Annotated in this window: 12 protein-coding genes, 1 tRNA gene and 2 rRNA genes (1 of these 15 only partly in view); 8 read left to right on the forward strand and 7 right to left on the reverse strand. The window is 59.8% G+C overall.

All coding sequences use genetic code 11. From position 1 onward, the window contains the following. The 3 genes from ACS3QZ_RS15700 to ACS3QZ_RS15710 form a co-directional block, all read left to right on the forward strand. Window positions 1–1,204: ribosomal RNA gene (locus ACS3QZ_RS15700) — 23S ribosomal RNA — on the forward strand (it extends 1,625 nt beyond the left edge of the window). A 102-nt stretch (window positions 1,205–1,306) separates the two neighbouring features. Then, a 5S ribosomal RNA gene (gene rrf / locus ACS3QZ_RS15705) occupies window positions 1,307–1,421 on the forward strand. Window positions 1,422–1,515: 94 nt separating this feature from the next. Then, window positions 1,516–1,592, forward strand: a tRNA-Met gene (locus ACS3QZ_RS15710). Window positions 1,593–1,670: 78 nt separating this feature from the next. Here ACS3QZ_RS15710 and ACS3QZ_RS15715 read toward each other — a convergent pair. Together ACS3QZ_RS15715 and ACS3QZ_RS15720 are read right to left on the reverse strand one after the other, a co-directional pair. Beyond that, a protein-coding gene (locus tag ACS3QZ_RS15715) for an IS3 family transposase (protein ID WP_456038686.1) occupies window positions 1,671–2,830 on the reverse strand; the annotation gives its coding sequence in 2 pieces (ribosomal slippage) (window positions 1,671–2,581 and window positions 2,581–2,830; 1,161 coding nt in all). A gap of 613 nt (window positions 2,831–3,443) precedes the next feature. After that, window positions 3,444–4,676, reverse strand: coding sequence for a urate hydroxylase PuuD (locus tag ACS3QZ_RS15720; RefSeq protein ID WP_456038687.1), 1,233 nt, complete (start codon window positions 4,674–4,676; stop codon window positions 3,444–3,446). Between the two features lie 100 nt (window positions 4,677–4,776). Here ACS3QZ_RS15720 and ACS3QZ_RS15725 point away from each other — a divergent pair, with 100 nt between their 5' ends. Then, window positions 4,777–5,697, forward strand: coding sequence for a LysR family transcriptional regulator (locus ACS3QZ_RS15725; RefSeq protein WP_456038688.1), 921 nt, complete (start codon window positions 4,777–4,779; stop codon window positions 5,695–5,697). On the opposite strand, the gene uraH is transcribed toward ACS3QZ_RS15725, so the two are convergent. Continuing rightward, window positions 5,694–6,047, reverse strand: coding sequence for a hydroxyisourate hydrolase (uraH, locus tag ACS3QZ_RS15730; protein ID WP_456038689.1), 354 nt, complete (start codon window positions 6,045–6,047; stop codon window positions 5,694–5,696). The genes ACS3QZ_RS15725 and uraH overlap by 4 nt on opposite strands. Before the next feature lie 147 nt (window positions 6,048–6,194). Between uraH and puuE the strand changes: the two genes are divergently transcribed. The 4 genes from puuE to ACS3QZ_RS15750 all read left to right on the forward strand — a co-directional run bounded on the left by puuE (window position 6,195) and on the right by ACS3QZ_RS15750 (window position 10,429). Then, window positions 6,195–7,607, forward strand: coding sequence for an allantoinase PuuE (gene puuE / locus ACS3QZ_RS15735; protein ID WP_456038690.1), 1,413 nt, complete (start codon window positions 6,195–6,197; stop codon window positions 7,605–7,607). After that, entirely contained in the window at window positions 7,604–8,092 is a 489-nt protein-coding gene (locus tag ACS3QZ_RS15740) for an ureidoglycolate lyase (RefSeq protein ID WP_456038691.1), read from the forward strand. Before puuE ends, ACS3QZ_RS15740 begins: the two co-directional genes overlap by 4 nt. A gap of 60 nt (window positions 8,093–8,152) precedes the next feature. After that, entirely contained in the window at window positions 8,153–9,577 is a 1,425-nt protein-coding gene (locus ACS3QZ_RS15745; RefSeq protein WP_456038692.1) for a uracil-xanthine permease family protein, read from the forward strand. Between the two features lie 93 nt (window positions 9,578–9,670). Next, window positions 9,671–10,429, forward strand: coding sequence for a sulfite exporter TauE/SafE family protein (locus tag ACS3QZ_RS15750; RefSeq protein WP_456038693.1), 759 nt, complete (start codon window positions 9,671–9,673; stop codon window positions 10,427–10,429). Window positions 10,430–10,468: 39 nt separating this feature from the next. Here ACS3QZ_RS15750 and guaD read toward each other — a convergent pair whose 3' ends face one another. The 4 genes from guaD to xdhB all read right to left on the reverse strand — a co-directional run bounded on the left by guaD (window position 10,469) and on the right by xdhB (window position 16,757). Next, a complete protein-coding gene (guaD, locus tag ACS3QZ_RS15755) occupies window positions 10,469–11,824 on the reverse strand; it encodes a guanine deaminase (RefSeq protein WP_456038694.1) in 1,356 nt (451 codons plus the stop codon). Window positions 11,825–11,925: 101 nt separating this feature from the next. Further along, window positions 11,926–13,509 (reverse strand): xanthine/uracil/vitamin C permease, encoded by a 1,584-nt coding sequence (locus ACS3QZ_RS15760; protein ID WP_456038695.1) that lies wholly within the window; start codon window positions 13,507–13,509, stop codon window positions 11,926–11,928. A gap of 67 nt (window positions 13,510–13,576) precedes the next feature. Then, window positions 13,577–14,428, reverse strand: coding sequence for a xanthine dehydrogenase accessory protein XdhC (gene xdhC, locus ACS3QZ_RS15765; protein ID WP_456038696.1), 852 nt, complete (start codon window positions 14,426–14,428; stop codon window positions 13,577–13,579). Between the two features lie 4 nt (window positions 14,429–14,432). After that, window positions 14,433–16,757, reverse strand: coding sequence for a xanthine dehydrogenase molybdopterin binding subunit (xdhB, locus tag ACS3QZ_RS15770; RefSeq protein ID WP_456038697.1), 2,325 nt, complete (start codon window positions 16,755–16,757; stop codon window positions 14,433–14,435). Window positions 16,758–16,759: the final 2 nt, after the last annotated feature.

The raw sequence follows: 16,759 nt of genomic DNA on the forward strand, positions 1-16,759 counted from the left end.
GATGTTGAAGGAACTCGGCAAAATACCTCCGTAAGTTCGCGAGAAGGAGGCCCAGTTTCTACGCAAGTATTGGCTGGGGGCACAAACCAGGGGGTGGCGACTGTTTACTAAAAACACAGGGCTCTGCGAAGTCGCAAGACGACGTATAGGGTCTGACGCCTGCCCGGTGCCTGAAGGTTAAAAGGAGGGGTGAGAGCTCTGAATTGAAGCCCAGGTAAACGGCGGCCGTAACTATAACGGTCCTAAGGTAGCGAAATTCCTTGTCGGGTAAGTTCCGACCTGCACGAATGGCGTAACGACTTCCCCGCTGTCTCCAACATCGACTCAGCGAAATTGAATTGCCTGTCAAGATGCAGGCTTCCCGCGGTTAGACGGAAAGACCCCGTGCACCTTTACTACAGCTTCGCACTGGCATCAGGCACAATATGTGCAGGATAGGTGGTGGGCTTTGAAACCGGGACGCCAGTTCCGGTGGAGCCTCCCTTGAGATACCACCCTTATTCTGCTTGATGTCTAACCGCGGTCCGTTATCCGGATCCGGGACCCTGCGTGGCGGGTAGTTTGACTGGGGCGGTCGCCTCCTAAAGCGTAACGGAGGCGCGCGAAGGTTGGCTCAGAGCGGTCGGAAATCGCTCGTTGAGTGCAATGGCAGAAGCCAGCCTGACTGCGAGACTGACAAGTCGAGCAGAGTCGAAAGACGGCCATAGTGATCCGGTGGTCCCAAGTGGGAGGGCCATCGCTCAACGGATAAAAGGTACGCCGGGGATAACAGGCTGATACTGCCCAAGAGTCCATATCGACGGCAGTGTTTGGCACCTCGATGTCGGCTCATCTCATCCTGGGGCTGGAGCAGGTCCCAAGGGTACGGCTGTTCGCCGTTTAAAGAGGTACGTGAGCTGGGTTTAGAACGTCGTGAGACAGTTCGGTCCCTATCTGCCGTGGGTGTAGGATACTTGAGAGGAGTTGCCCCTAGTACGAGAGGACCGGGGTGAACGATCCACTGGTGGACCTGTTGTTGCGCCAGCAGCAGTGCAGGGTAGCTATGATCGGACAGGATAACCGCTGAAGGCATCTAAGCGGGAAGCCCCCCTCAAAACAAGGTATCCCTGAGGGCCGAGGTAGACCACCTCGTCGATAGGCCGGAGATGTAAGTGCAGCAATGCATTCAGTTGACCGGTACTAATTGCCCGATAGGCTTGATTTGATCCAGTAAAAGACAGACTGGAAATCAAAAGCATACACAAAACACTGACGTACGTGACTTGGACACGCCGAAAGGCGAAATTAAGCGAAGCCGTTTACTCGGTTTGGTGATCATAGCGCGAGTGAAACACCCGGTCCCATCCCGAACCCGGCCGTTAAGCACCGTAGCGCCGATGGTACTGCATCTTAAGGTGTGGGAGAGTAGGTCATCGCCAAACCTAGTAAACGACTTCCCTTAACGTATCTCTCAAACGATGATACCAGGCCTCTACCGTTCTTGCATGAGGCCATGCGGCCCCAATAGCCGCCTGTCGCGGGGTGGAGCAGCCCGGTAGCTCGTCAGGCTCATAACCTGAAGGTCGTAGGTTCAAATCCTACCCCCGCAACCAAAATTACCAATACAAAACAATATCCTACCCCTCGCGATCGCGGGGCGGTTTCTGACCTGCCCCCCGAGGCTCCCTCATTCATAACGAGAGTTTGCGGGTCTGGTTTTCATATTCCTCGGTTTCGGTTTGGGCAAGCGCGTCGGGCGCGGAGCCCTCAAATTGCTCAAGCGCTCGACGCGCTTCTGCGGGTGTTTTGTTGCCGAGCGACGAGTGCGGCCTTACGTTGTTGTAGTCGTATCGCCAGAGCGCCAGCTTTCGGCGAGCATCGTCCAGATTATCGAACATCTCTTCGTTCAGTAGCTCGTCGCGCAGGCTACCGTTGAAGCTTTCGATGAAGGCGTTCTGCTGCGGCTTGCCCGGGGCGATGTAGTGCCAGTCGACATCGTTCTCGTTCGCCCATTTCAGGATCACCCGGCTGGTGAACTCGGTGCCGTTGTCAGAGACAATGCTAACCGGTTTGCCATAGAGCCTGACCAGCGCATCCAGTTCCCGCGCCACGCGGGCGCCCGAGATGCTTGTATCAGCCATCAGGCACAGGTTCTCACGGCAACAATCATCGTTCACCGCCAGAATTCGGAACCGGCGCGAGGCCCCGAACGTGTCGGACAGGAAGTCCAGTGACCAGCGTTCACCAGGCCTCAGAGCTTCTGGCATCGGTGTCCGGGAGCCACGGGCCCGTTTGCGGCCCCGTCGCCGCCTGACGCCCAGCTTCTCCTCCGTGTACAGCCGATACAGCTTCTTGTGGTTCATGATCATCCCTTTGCGTTCCAGCATCACCCCGATCCGCCGGTAGCCAAACCGGCGGCGCTTGGCTGCAACCGCTTTCATCTCCTTGCGTATCTCAGGATTATCCGGCGGGCGTTCACGCCGGACTGTCTTCGGATCGACACCGACAAGTCGGCAGGCCCGGCGTTGCGAGATGTCGTGATCCCGCATCGCCTTCAGCGCTGCCTCTCGCCGCTCATTCGGCGTCGTCAGTTCTTTCCCAGAAGATCCTTCAGTACAGCATTGTCCAGCATCGTATCAGCCAGCAGGCGTTTGAGCCTGGCATTCTCATCTTCCATCGCCTTCAGCTTCGCGACGTCCGACACCTCCATGCCGCCGTACTTCGACTTGTATTTGTAGAACGTGCCCTGGCTGAGACCGTGCTTGCGGCACACCTCCGCTGTCGGCATTCCGGCTTCCTGTTCTTTGATCATCCCGATGATCTGGGCTTCCGTGAAACGGCTCTTTCGCATGCGTTTGCTCCTTCGAAAGGTTGAGCAAACTCTACATCACAACGAGGGAAGTTTCGGGGGGCAGGTCATTTCCTTTGCAGGCAGCGCACTGGAAGCACTCTGGAAGCAAGTAAATGCAAATCGAACCGTGGCAAAAGCGCGACAGGTCGCCGACCGTAAAGGAACATCCGAGTCCGAAACGGAGAGCTCTGTCCGTCAGTTGGAGAGACTTACCTTTTAAGAAGTGACTCGCGGCCCTTAGCTGACCTTCTGAGGCTATTGCAACGCCGCGGTGCGGCAGGCGCAAAGCCGACGTTCGTGCCTACTCGAAGCGGAATCTTCGAAGGCGCATGCGTACTGAGCCGAGACACCAAGCTTTCGCAGTGTCTCTCTGTATGGAAGCGGATCAGGCTTGCCGCGTGGCAGGTCAGAAGGCTGTTTGTTGTATTTCTCATCGTCCACTCTTCGGTGGCTAAGATGAGCAACAATCCCTCTCTTAGCAAACAGCCCTACTGGGTCCCATAAGCGCTGACGTCAGACATCGAGACATTGGAAAAGCCAGAATCGAAAAAGGAACGCCTCGTGGAAACGCTGGAAGTCAGTCGACTGGCACTACAGAGAAGCACGTGGCAAGTTACTTGCCGCGAACTTCCTGTACCCACGCGACGATCAACTGGCGGGCCTCGAGGTCCATCTCGAACGCGTTCGGCGGGGGCATGGCGTGGGTGCGCCCGGCTTGCAGATATATCTGCTCTGCGTGGCGTGCGACATCGGCCTCTGTTTCCAGCACCACGCCCTTGGGAGGCCAATGCAGACCCTCCCAGGACGGTTCGCGCGCATGACACATCGAACAATTGCCGGTCACGGCATAATACGCGTCTTCAAAACTCTCTGCCGACGCGTATTTCTGCTCATAGGGCGTCAGGGCGCGGGCCTCGGATTCTTCGTAGGTTTCCATGCTGGACACTGTGGACAGCCAGGCAATCACAACCATCAGCAAAACCGTTACCGCCCAGGTCCAGTTCGGCCCCTTGCCGGTCTTGTGCATGGTGTTGAAGTAGTGACGGATCGTGACACCGGTAAGGAAAATCAGGCTGGCAATGATCCAGGCGTACTCGGTCGCAAACGCAAGCGGGTAATGGTTGGACAACATCAGGAATACGACCGGCAGCGTGAGGTAGTTGTTGTGCGTTGAGCGAACCTTGGCGATCTTGCCGTACTTGGCATCCGGCGTGCGCCCGTTCTTGAGATCATCCACGACGATGCGCTGGTTCGGCATGATCTGGAAGAACACATTGGCGGTCATGATCGTCGCCGTGAAAGCTCCGAGATGCAGCAGCGCCGCGCGGCCCGTAAAGATCTGGTTATAGCCCCATGACATGATCACGAGGATCACAAAAAGCAGCAGCATCAACAGGGTAGGTTGCTCACTCAGCTTGGATTTGCACATGAAATCATAGGCCAGCCAGCCGATTGTCAGAGAACCGCCCGAGATCAGGATACCCTGCCAGAGCGACAGGTCCGCCTTGGTCGGATCAAGCAGGAACAGTTCGCCGCCGACCCAGTAGACGATCATGAGAAGCGCCGCACCAGAGAGCCATGTCGTATAGCTCTGCCATTTGTGCCAGGTCAGGTGCTCGGGCATCTCGGCTGGCGCAACAAGGTATTTCACCGTGTGATAAAATCCGCCACCATGCACTTCCCACTCTTCGCCATAGGCCCCTTTGGGCAGATGCGCTGCGGGCTTCAGCATCAGGTCGAGCGCGATGAAATAGAAGGACGCGCCAATCCATGCCATCGCGGTGATGACATGCAGCCAGCGGACCGAAAACGCGATCCAGTCCCATAGAATTGCCAGATCATACATGGCGGGTCTCCCAAGATTCGAACTTTCGAACACACTATTCGAGCGGCCTTTATTCTGGTATTGCCGTCAAAAGCCAAGCAGTATCAAAAAAAGCGAAACAATGTCCTATTTCGATAATATCCGCACCTTTGTCCGTGTCTACGAGCTTGGCAGCATGTCTGCCGCCGGGCGGGACCTGCGTGTCTCTCCTGCGGTCACTTCGTCCAGAATTTCACAGCTTGAAGAACATCTTGGGGTGCGCTTGTTCCAACGCACCACCCGCAGCCTTGCCCCGACTGAACAGGGCAAGTCGTTTTATCGCGGCGCAACCGAAATCCTAGAATCGGTCGAGCGGGCCGAGGCGCAGATCGTCAACATCACCGAAAATCTCAAGGGGGCGCTCTATGTGGCCGCGCCCTTGGGGGTGGGGAGGCGGCTTATCGCTCCGCAAGTTCCTGATTTCCTGAAACAATATCCCGAAGTCAACATGCGCCTGCGCTTGACCGACCGGAATGTTGACCTCACCACCGAGGGGCTCGATCTGTCCTTTTTTCTGGGTCAGCCCGAGGACAGCAACCTCAGAATCCGAAAGATTGCCGACGTTGAGCGGGTACTCTGCGCTTCGCCCGCCTATATCGCCGCGCGTGGTATGCCTGCCAACGGCGACGCGCTTGTCGCGGACAATCACGAATGCCTGAGCCTGCGCTTTCCGGGCGCGACCGAGTTCCAGTGGCGCCTCTCGACGCCTGGTGGCCCGCGCCGTTTTCGGGTGTCGGGGCGCTATGAATCAGATGATGGGGATGTGTTGACGGACTGGGCCCTGGCGGGTCACGGGGTTGCGATGAAGCCGGTTTTTGAAGTGATCGAACACCTCAATGCCGGGACACTGGTGCCCGTCGCGGTCGAAACGCCACCTGAACCGATCCAGATGGCGTGCCTGTTTACGCATCGCAGGATGCAGGACCCGAAAACCCGGCTGTTCATGGAATTCATGATCGAGCGCATCGCGAAGGCTGTGCGCGTCACGCCAAAGCCTTCTTAGCTGCCCCGGTAGGTCGAATATCCGAAGGGCGAGAGCAACAGCGGCACATGGTAATGCGAGGCCTCGGACATGCCGAACCGGATCGGGATTATGTCGAGGAACCGCGGATCTTCGGGCGGCGTATCCGAGGCGTCAAGATAGGCGCCTGCGTAGAAGATCAGCTCATATTCGCCCAACTCGAACTCGGACGCCGGAAGGATCTGTTCATCGGTACGCCCGTCGTCATTGGTCACAAGCGTCTTGAGGTGGCTGCGCGTGTCGCCGTTGATCCGGTAGAGCTCGATCTTGAGACCTTCCGCCGGGCATCCGCGCGCGGTATCGAGAACATGGGTGGTCAGATAACCGGACATGGCACTATCTCCTGATTGTTTGGCACCTTCTAGTCCGGTTGCCCGCATCGAGGCAAAGTCGGACTGCCCAAAGGCTCTTTATTATTTTTTTTGAAAAACTACCGACATTGTTTGGTATATCAAGCATCAAAATCAGAGGAACACGCGTTGAATAGATATCCACGAGATCTGACCGGGTATGGGGCCAACATTCCGGCGGCAAACTGGCCGGGTGGCGCCCGGATCGCCGTTCAGATTGTTCTGAACTACGAAGAGGGCGGCGAGAACAACGTATTGCACGGCGATCCCGCGTCCGAGGCGTTCCTGTCCGAGATCACCGGTGCGCAGCCTTGGCCGGGGCAGCGGCATTGGAACATGGAGTCCATCTATGAATACGGCGCGCGGGCCGGGTTCTGGCGGGTGCACCGTTTGCTTAAAGACACACCACTCACGGTTTACGGTGTCGCCACAGCGCTGGCCCGCGCGCCCGAACAGGTCGCCGCGATGAAGGCCGCAGGCTGGGAAATCGCCAGTCATGGCCTGAAGTGGATCGAACACAAGGACATGACGCCCGACGAGGAACGTGCACAGATCCGCGAGGCCATCCGGCTGCATACCGAAGTCACAGGTGCGGCGCCACGCGGCTGGTACACCGGGCGCTGTTCCATGAACACGGTCGATCTGGCCGCCGAAGAGGGCGCTTTTGCCTATATCGCCGACAGCTATGCCGACGATCTGCCCTATTGGGTCAAGGCCGGGGGCAAGGACCAGTTGATCGTGCCGTATGCGATGGATTGCAACGACATGCGCTTTGCCATTCAGGCGGGCTATACCAACGGCGATCAGTTCGAAAGCTATCTCAAGGACAGCTTTGACATGCTCTATGCCGAAGGGCAGGCGGGTGCGCCCAAGATGCTCTCGATCGGGTTGCACTGCCGCCTGATCGGGCGTCCGGGCCGGGCCGCTGCGCTCAAGCGTGTGCTCGATCATTTCAACAAACATGAAGGTGTCTGGTTCGCGACCCGTGAAGAGATCGCCGATCATTGGGCCAAGGAACATCCCCCCATGCAGACAACGCGCCCCTCCGAAATGGACAAACAGACTTTTGTGTCCGAGTTTGGCGGTATCTTTGAACACAGCCCGTGGATTGCCGAAGGGGCCTTTGAGCTTGAACTGGGGCCGACCCATGACACGGCTGCCGGTGTGCACAACGCCTTGGCCCGCGTGTTCCGGTCGGCCAGCGAAGAGCAACGCCTTGGCGTACTGGTGGCCCACCCGGACCTTGCCGGAAAGCTGGCCGAGGCCAAGCGTTTGACGGCCGATTCGACCGCTGAGCAGGCGTCCGTGGGCTTGGATGCGCTAACTGACGAAGAACGTGCCATGTTCACCGAATTGAACAGTGCCTATGTCGCGAAGTTCGGCTTTCCCTTCATCATCGCCGTGCGCGACAACACCAAGGCAACCATCACCGAGGCTTTCAAGCGCCGGATCAACAATGACCGCGCCACCGAATTCGCCGAAGCCTGCCGTCAGGTCGAACGCATCGCCGAGTTGCGCCTTCAGGACAAGCTAGGCGCATGACACGGCACATCCGCATCGAGCCGCTGACCCAAGAGGCGTTTGCACCTTTTGGCGAGGTGCTCGACACGTCGGGCGCCCCCGACAAACTCATCAACCAAGGGCTTTGCGGGCGCTATCACGACCGCGCCACACTGGATTTCGTCGAGGGGCGCGCGGGCATCAGCCTGTTTCAGGCCGAACTGCGCGGCCTGCCCTATCAACTCGATATGATGGAGCGGCACCCGGACGGATCACAGGCATTCATTCCGATGAGCATGGAGGCATTTCTGGTCATTGTTGCCGAAGATACAGGCAACGGCCCAGGAACACCCCGCGCGTTCATCACGTCCCCCGGTCAGGCCATCAACTTTGCCCGCAACACGTGGCACGGAGTCCTGGCACCGATCAAGGGATCGGGGCTGTTTGCCGTGGTCGATCGGATCGGCGTTGGGGCCAACTTGGAAGAATTCTGGTTCGACACCCCCTTCACGGTGGTGGCGGATTAGAAGCCAAGGGCCACCAGGGAGGAGAGGTGGCCCCAACAACAGCTAGTGGGGAGACACATTATGGCTGATGCATCAATCGGGACGCCGGAACAGCTGCGCGATCCGAATTATACACCACCCATTGCCAAGGCGATTCCGCTTGGAATCCAACACGTGCTGGCCATGTTCGTTTCGAACGTGACGCCCGCCATTATCGTGTGTGGCGCTGCCGGGTTCGGGTTCGGCTCGAACAGCCCGGATTTTCCGCAGATGATCTACATGATCCAGATGTCGATGTTTTTTGCGGGCATCGCCACCCTGTTTCAGACAGTGGGGATCGGCCCGGTTGGCGCGCGCCTACCCATCGTTCAGGGCACATCCTTTGCCTTTATCCCGATCATGATCCCGCTGGTTGCGGGCAAAGGGGTGGACGCGATTGCGGTTCTGATGGGCGGCATCCTGGTCGGCGGCCTGTTCCACGCCTTCCTCGGCATCTTCATCGGCAAAATCCGCTTTGCGCTGCCGCCGCTGGTGACGGGCCTTGTGGTGACGATGATCGGTCTGGCGCTGGTCAAGGTCGGTATCCAATATGCCGCGGGCGGTGTGCCTGCCATCGGCAAACCCGAATACGGCTCGCTCATCAACTGGACCATGGCGCTGATCGTGATATTCGTGACACTGGGCCTCAAGTTCTTTGCCAAGGGCATGCTGTCGGTCTCGGCGGTGCTGATCGGGCTGATCGTGGGCTATATCTTTGCCTTTGTCATGGGTGAGGTCAGCCTTGCCAATGTGGGCCGCGCGGCGTCTTTTGCGCTGCCCAACCCGCTGCACTTCGGCCTTGAGTTTTCGGTGGCCGCCATCATCGGATTCTGCCTGATGTCCTTTGTCTCGGCGGTGGAAACCGTGGGCGACGTGTCGGGGATTACCAAGGGCGGCGCGGGTCGCGAAGCCACCGACACCGAAATTCAGGGCGCAACCTTTGCCGACGGGTTCGGCACCGCGATCTCGGGCCTCTTCGGTGCGCTGCCCAACACCTCGTTCAGCCAGAATGTCGGCCTGATCGCCATGACCGGCGTGATGAGCCGGGGGGTCGTGACCATCGGCGCACTCTTTCTGATCCTTGCCGGGCTTGTCCCCAAGATCGGCGCGGTGATCTCGTCAATTCCGATCGAGGTTCTGGGTGGCGGTGTGATCGTAATGTTCGGTATGGTCGCGGCCGCAGGTATCTCGATGCTCTCGGACGTGCACTGGAACCGCCGCAACATGGTGATCTTCGCGATCTCCCTTTCACTGGGGCTGGGTCTTCAGCTCGAGCCGGGCGCGTTGCAGCACCTGCCAAGCACGATCAAGGTGCTGGCCACCTCGGGCATCCTGCCAGCGGCACTGATTGCCATCGTCTTGAACCTGATCCTGCCCGAAGAACTCTCCGACGAAGCAACCGAGGAAGTGTCGGGCGGAATGTCGGGCCATTCCAAAGGTTCACTGCCCCATGACGATCACGTCTGAGGGGCGGATGCATTGACAACCGCCTGACGCGGTCTGAAAAGAATGGAAAGCGGCGTGGTCCCCACGCCGCTTTTCTCTTCAAAGGGGATGAAGATGAGCGTTCTGGAAATTGTTGTGCTGGCGTTGGCAGGGTTTGGGGCCGGTGCCGTCAACACCATCGCAGGCGGAGGCACATTCCTGACCTTTCCGGCGCTTGTCTGGGCCGGGGTGCCGCCCGTCGCGGCCAATGCCACCAGCGCCGTATCGGTGTTTCCTGGCTATCTCGGCGGCGCCATCGGGTTCCTTTCGGAACTCAAAACCCTCTCACGCGCGCAAATGATCCGCCTGACGGCGATCACCCTTGCTGGCGGTCTGACCGGATCCTTGCTTCTACTGGTGTCTTCGAACGAGGCGTTTTCGCTCATCGTCCCGTTCCTGTTGTTCTTTGCCACCACGGCTTTCCTATTGGGCGGCAAACTACGCGCTTGGGCGGAACGCAGATCGCGTGCTCTGAAACCCGAAGGCGCGCTCGGACTTTTTCTGGTCAGCGTCTATGGCGGCTATTTCAACGGCGGGCTTGGCATCGTTTTGCTGGCGCTGTTCGCCATGTGGGGCTGGCGCGACATTCACCTGATGAACGGTGTCAAGAACGGCTTGTCTTTTGCCCTCTCGGCCATTTCGGTTGCCACCTTTGCCGTTGCCGGGCTGGTCGTGTGGCCGATGGCGGTGCTGATGATGGTGTTCGCAGTGCTAGGTGGCTATGGCGGCGCTTGGATTGCCAAGGCCGTGCCTGCCTCGGTGGTCCGCATCATCGTGATCATCATCGGCTATGGCATGAGCGCCATCTTCCTTGGCCGTTTGTTTGTCGGCTGACGCCTGAGATTGGCACCAGCCGACCAAGGTCGCACAGCCTCAGGCCATTTCCAGGGCCGCCTGAACCGCGTCCAGAACGGCGCCGACGCCTGTCTGTTTTTGCGGCACGCCCGCCACATAGGTCTCTTCAATCGCGCGATCATCGCCCAGCATCTGAAGGATGAACAATTCTTCCGACAGGGTTTTTGCCCGCTGCATCCGAAGCGCCATGGCGGGCGTAGCGCGCGCATTCAAGACCACGATATCGGCGTCTGATCCGTCGGCCAGTGTCCCGATCCGGTCCGCAAGACCCAGGACCTCGGCATTGCCCCGCGTGATCCAGTGAAATGCGCGCAGGGGGTGCAGTTTCTGGTTCTGTAGCTGTAGCACCTTGTAGCCTTCGTTCAGCGTTTGCAGCATCGAATAGCTGGTGCCCGCACCGATGTCGGTGGCAATCGCGTTCTGAATGCCGCGCCCGCGCAAGCCCGCATCATCAAACAGACCACTGCCCAGAAACAGGTTCGAGGTCGGGCAAAACACCGGCTTGGCCTGCGTCTCGGCCAGTACGTCGATCTCGCGCGGAGTAAGGTGGATCGAATGGCCCAAAAGCATCTTGGGTGTCAGCAGCCCGTAGTTTTCGTAAACGCCCAGATAATCCGGCGCACCCGGATAAAGCTCTGCGGTATAGGCGATCTCGTCATGGTTTTCACTGAGATGCGTTTGCACAAAACAGTCGGGATGCTCTGCGACCAACGCACCCGCCATCTTAAGCTGTTCCGGCGTCGAGGTGATGGCGAAACGCGGCGTGATCGCATACTGCGCGCGCCCCTTTCCATGCCATTTCGCAATCAGCGCCTTGCTGTCGTCATAGCTTGATTGCGGCGTGTCGGTCAGCGCCTCGGGTGCATTGCGGTCCATCATCACCTTGCCGCCGATCATGCACATGTTGCGCTGGGCGGCCTCGGTGAAATAGGCATCCACCGATGCGGGATGCACCGAGCAATAGGCCACTGCGGTGGTGGTGCCGTGGCTGGTCAGAAGGTCAAGAAACTGCCCCGCCATGGCGGCGCCATGGGCCGGGTCCGCAAAACGGGTCTCTTCGGGCAAAGTGTAACTGTTGAGCCAGTCGAGAAGCTGCGCGCCCCACGAGGCGATGACCTGCACCTGCGGAAAATGCACATGGGTGTCGATAAAGCCCGCCATCAAAAGGTTGGGGCGGTGGTCAGTGATCGGAGCGTCGGGGGCAAGGGCGGCAATCGCCGCGAACGCTCCGGCGGCCTTGATCTTGCCACCCGACAACAGGATCGCGCCATCCTCGATATAGCGATAGGCCTCGGTGTCTGTCTCATCCTGCGGCGCGGCGTGGAAATCCAGAATGCGGCCACGCAAAAGCGTGTATTGATCCGTCTGTGTCATGAGCGGGTCCAGTCTGAAAGCTGTGTCATTGAAAGGGAAGCGCGGGCCGGAACCGGGGAGACGGTCCGGCCCGCGCCTTGTCTGTTCGGGGAGACGAACAGTTATTCTGCGGGCAGCGTCGGCACCTCTTCCACCACGGCGTTTTCATTCACCAGATCATCTTCCTTGTGGAAGAGCGGGTAGATGTAGAGGAACGCCGCCGCGATCAGGTAGCCTGCTGATACGCCGCTCAGCTCGGGCCAGTGCAGGCTCGCGCCGTGGATGATGCCTAAGGCCGACATGACAGCCGCGGCAAGGGCAAAGCCACCCGCATTGCGGAACCGTCCGTCGATCACGCTGGCCACGATGGCGCCCCAGATCAACCCGGTGAGGATCGCGCCCTGAGACAAGGCCAGGTGCCCTTCGAAATGCGCGCCCTGCTGCAACAGTGCGGCGGTGAGGGCCGGATCCCCCAGTTGCGGCAGACCCGCAACCCCGACGGCACCAAGCGCCCCCATGAGCGATCCCCACTTGACCATCAGGAAGGACGATACATGCGGCATCATCGCGATGGTAACTGCGGCCATGTGGTCGGTCTTAACCGAGTGGGCCGTGTTGGTGATCAGGCTCAGGGCCACGAACACCAGAACCGGCGCAGCAGCTGCCACGGGGATCAGATTGTTGAGGAACGCCAACAGACCAAGGAAGGCCGCCGCCGGGATCACAACTCCAACGCCGATGACATAGCCCGCATGCGCGCCCATGCGTTTATAGGCCGGATGCCCGATATAGGCGGTGGTCGGGAAGGGCGAGCCAAAGACCGCACCCACCATGGTTCCAAGCCCGTCCGTGATCTGGCAGGTCGCGACCGGGTAATGGTCGCCCGCCGCCTCGGCGCTTTCGACGTTGTTCATGGTTTCGATGAAGTTGTAGATCTGCACCGGCACCAGAACGAGGAACAGTTCCGGGTTGGCAAAGAGGTACTGAATACCCGCCATCAGGTCGCCGAGATACGGCAGCGGTGGATAGAACCCGACCCCTTCGATGCTGAGTTTTGCTTCGCCAATGGCAAAGGCGACAACGGTCCCGACGATGAGCGCCAAAAGACCGGCGGGGATGTTGTAGGGCAGGCGGAACCGGCCCACGAGGCCCCAAAGGATGATGATCATCGAGGCAAAGCCGATGAACGGGTTTTCGAACACGGTGGCCAGAGGCACGGTCCCGATGAACACCAGCGCGATGCCACACAGCGTCCCCAACATGCCAGCACGCGGTGTCACCCGTTTGAGCCACGGCCCGATCACCGCGCCGAGTGCGGCGACGATGCCGCCCATGAACCCCGCACCAATGCCGACTTGCCAGGCCAGAACCGGATCATTGGTCGACCAATAGATCGGCCCGATCACGCCAAAAAGATAGACGAACATGACCGGGGTCGAGATGCCATAGGGCAGGGCGGTCACGTCCCGCCCATGCTGGGCTGCGGCCCGTTTGGCCAGCCCGACATAAACGGCGATGCCTGCCAGAATGGCAACCGCCGCGCCCGGCACGATCCGGCCATAGACGATCTCGGCTGGCATCTGAAAGACGAACTGACACACGCCGGCCAGCACCATCAGGTTGATCAGGTTGTCTGTAAACAGCGCCCAGAATGCGCTGAAGTCGCTGCGATGAAACAGCTTGTAGGTATAGCTACCATCCCTCATTGGGACCTCCATAAGCAAACCGATGCCCTGCCGCCTCCTCCTCGACGCGACAAAACCCGGCGTTTTCTCACTGAGCCGCGATCTGCGAAACAGTGCCCCCGAAGTGGGGAGTTGCGGTAGTTTCAGAGGTCAGTGCCGTGATCACTTCGGCCGCGACCTGCGCGGCGATCACGGGCGGCCGCTTGTCGCGGCTACCGCCTGCCCCGATGGGGCAGATCAAGGGTGCGATGGACAATCCATCGCAGTGGTCTTTGCACCAGCTGGCAAACTTGGCGCGTTTCGTGTCCGAGCCGATCAGCCCGACATAGGTTGCATCCCCGCGTTGCAGCGCCGCCGAGGCCAGCAGAAAATCAAGCCCGTGGTCATGGGTCAGCACGACAAAGGCGCTACCTGCGGGCGCGTTTTGCACATCCACCTCGGGGATCACGCTCAGGCGTTTTTCCACCTGCGCGTTGGACTGGGCCAGTTCACCTTCACGCTGGTCCACCAGCACGGTGCGCACGGGCATATGCTGCAGCAGATCGGCCAGCGCGCGCCCAACATGGCCCGCGCCCAGAACGAATACGGTCGGTCGTGCGGCTTCGTCCTGTTTTACTGCAACAATTGCGTCTTCCTTGTCGGTGTTGCCAAGGCGCGAGATCACCAGTTCGACCCGACCGCCGCAGCACTGGCCAATCTCTGGCCCCAAAGGCACGTCCATATGTTGTGACAAGTTGCCTTCGGACAAAAGTTTGCGCGCCGCCTCGATAGCCAGATGTTCCAGCTGACCGCCGCCAATCGTGCCCCACAGTGCATCCGCGCGCACGAACATCTCCGTCCCCGCAGTGCGCGGAGAAGACCCGCGCACGCGGGTCAACCGCACAGAGGCAACGGCGCCGGGGCCGTTCATGAAGTCCGAGAGTGCACGTGCGGTGGTCATGGGATCACACCTCTGCTTTCAGCCGTTCGATGGTCATCAACACCCGTTCCGGCGTGGCTGGCGCGTCCAGACGCGGGCATACGCGGTAATCGGCAACGCTGGCCACGGCCATCGAAAGCGCCTCGAAAACCGAGATACCCAGCATGAAGGGCGGCTCCCCCACGGCCTTGGACCGCTTGATCGTCATTTCGCGGTTCTCCGACCAATCGGCGAGATTCGTGTTGAAAATGCGCGGGCGGTCGCTGGCCAGCGGGATCTTGTAAGTCGAGGGCGCATGCGTGCGCAGCCGCCCCGCATCATCCCACCAAAGCTCCTCGGTGGTGAGCCACCCCATCCCCTGAATGAATGCGCCTTCGACCTGTCCCTTGTCGAGGATCGGGTTCAGTGACCGTCCGACATCATGCAGGATATCGGTGCGCTCGACCCGGTATTCGCCGGTCAACGTATCAATCGCCACTTCCGAACAGGCCGCCCCGTAGGCGTAGTAATAGAACGGACGCCCCTTGCCGGCCTCACGGTCCCAATGGATTTTTGGCGTCTTGTAGAACCCAGCCGCCGAGAGATGGACGCGGGCCATGTAGGCTTCTTTGATGAAGCTATCAAAGGCGACGGACTCGTCCCCGATGACAATCCGGTTGGGCGCGAAGCTGACCGCCTCTTCCGGCACGCCCCGGCTTTCGGCGGCGAATTTCACCAGCCGCGCCTTGATCTGCTCCGCCGCGTCAAGCGCGGCCATGCCGTTGAGGTCGGACCCCGAAGAGGCCGCGGTGGCCGAGGTGTTGGGAACCTTTTCCGTGGTGGTCTTGGTGATCTTGATCCGGTCGAAATCCACCTGAAACGCATCGGCGACGACCTGCGCCACCTTGGTGTTCAACCCCTGTCCCATCTCGGTGCCGCCATGGTTCAGCATGATCGACCCGTCATTGTAGACATGCAGCAGGCATCCGGCCTGGTTGTACCATGTCGCGGTAAAGGAAATCCCGAACTTGACGGGGGTCAGCGCGATACCACGGCGAATGATCCCGCCCTTGGCGTTCTCGTCCAGAATGGCCTTGCGACGTGCCTGGTAGTCGGCGCTGCGTTCCAGCTCTTCCACCACGCGGCCAATGACGTTGTCCTCGACTTCCTGATGATAGGGCGTCAGGTTCCGTCCATCGCTGGCATCGCCATAGAAATTGGCCTTGCGCACCTCAAGCGGGTCCTTGCCAAGCGCATAGGCGATTTCCTCGATCATGCGCTCTGCAGCCACGACGCCCTGCGGTCCGCCAAAGCCGCGAAAGGCGGTGTTGGAGACCGTGTTGGTCTTTTGAGGACGCGAGGTCAGGCGCACATGGGGATAGAAATAGGCATTGTCCGCATGAAACAGGGCGCGATCCGTCACCGGCCCCGAAAGGTCCGAGGAATAGCCGCAGCGCGCGGCAAATTGGCCTTCGACCACTTCGATCCGGCCGTCGTCGTCAAAGCCAAGGTCATAGTCGATCACGAAATCATGGCGTTTGCCCGTTGCGGTCATGTCCTGATCCCGGTCGGGGCGGATTTTCACCGGTCGGTTGAGCTTTTTGGCGCCGATAGCTGCGACGGCACAGAACAGGTTCATCTGGCTTTCCTTGCCGCCGAACCCGCCGCCCATCCGGCGCACATTGACCACCACGGCATTGGATGGCACGCCCAGAACATGGGCAACCATATGCTGCGCTTCGCTCGGGTGCTGAGTCGAACAATGTACGATCACATCGTCGTCCTCGCCGGGAATGGCAAAGGCGATATGCCCTTCCAGATACATGTGATCCTGCCCGCCCACGACCATGCGTGCGGTAATGCGGTTTGCGACGCTCTCAAAAGCAGCGTCCACATCGCCCCGTTCCAGCTTGAGCGGGTCCGTCACCAGCGGCATACCCGCCTCATGGGCGGACACCGCGTCAATCGCGTGGGGCAGCACCTCGTACTCTACATCCGCCAGTTCCGCCGCGCGCCGCGCCGCGTCGCGGGTGTCCGCGATCACGGCAAAGATTGGCTGGCCATGAAATTCGACCTTGTCGGTGGGAAAGACCGGCTCGTCATGTTTTCCCGTGGGGCTGACATCATTGACGCCGGGGATGTCCTCGGCGGTCAGCACATCTACCACGCCGGGGGCAGCGCGCACGCGCGACAGGTCCATGCCTTTGATCCGGCCATGGGCCACGCTGGAAACACCCAGATAGGCATGCAACGTGCCAACAGGTTCGGCGATATCGTCGGTGTAATCCGCACGCCCCTGCACCTGTTTGACGGCGCTGTCGTGTTTCTGGTTCTGGTGAACGGCACCGCGAATGGTCGTTTGATCCTTCATCG

This window comes from Shimia sp. W99 (assembly GCF_053851455.3).

Bases quoted from the DNA above. Each gene is read 5' to 3' on its own strand.
- ACS3QZ_RS15720 (WP_456038687.1), bottom strand. From the start codon at position 4,676: ATGTATGATCTGGCAATTCTATGGGACTGGATCGCGTTTTCGGTCCGC.
- ACS3QZ_RS15725 (WP_456038688.1), top strand. From the start codon at position 4,777: ATGTCCTATTTCGATAATATCCGCACCTTTGTCCGTGTCTACGAGCTT.
- uraH (WP_456038689.1), bottom strand. From the start codon at position 6,047: ATGTCCGGTTATCTGACCACCCATGTTCTCGATACCGCGCGCGGATGC.
- ACS3QZ_RS15740 (WP_456038691.1), top strand. From the start codon at position 7,604: ATGACACGGCACATCCGCATCGAGCCGCTGACCCAAGAGGCGTTTGCA.
- ACS3QZ_RS15745 (WP_456038692.1), top strand. From the start codon at position 8,153: ATGGCTGATGCATCAATCGGGACGCCGGAACAGCTGCGCGATCCGAAT.
- ACS3QZ_RS15750 (WP_456038693.1), top strand. From the start codon at position 9,671: ATGAGCGTTCTGGAAATTGTTGTGCTGGCGTTGGCAGGGTTTGGGGCC.
- guaD (WP_456038694.1), bottom strand. From the start codon at position 11,824: ATGACACAGACGGATCAATACACGCTTTTGCGTGGCCGCATTCTGGAT.
- ACS3QZ_RS15760 (WP_456038695.1), bottom strand. From the start codon at position 13,509: ATGAGGGATGGTAGCTATACCTACAAGCTGTTTCATCGCAGCGACTTC.
- xdhC (WP_456038696.1), bottom strand. From the start codon at position 14,428: ATGACCACCGCACGTGCACTCTCGGACTTCATGAACGGCCCCGGCGCC.
- xdhB (WP_456038697.1), bottom strand. From the start codon at position 16,757: ATGAAGGATCAAACGACCATTCGCGGTGCCGTTCACCAGAACCAGAAA.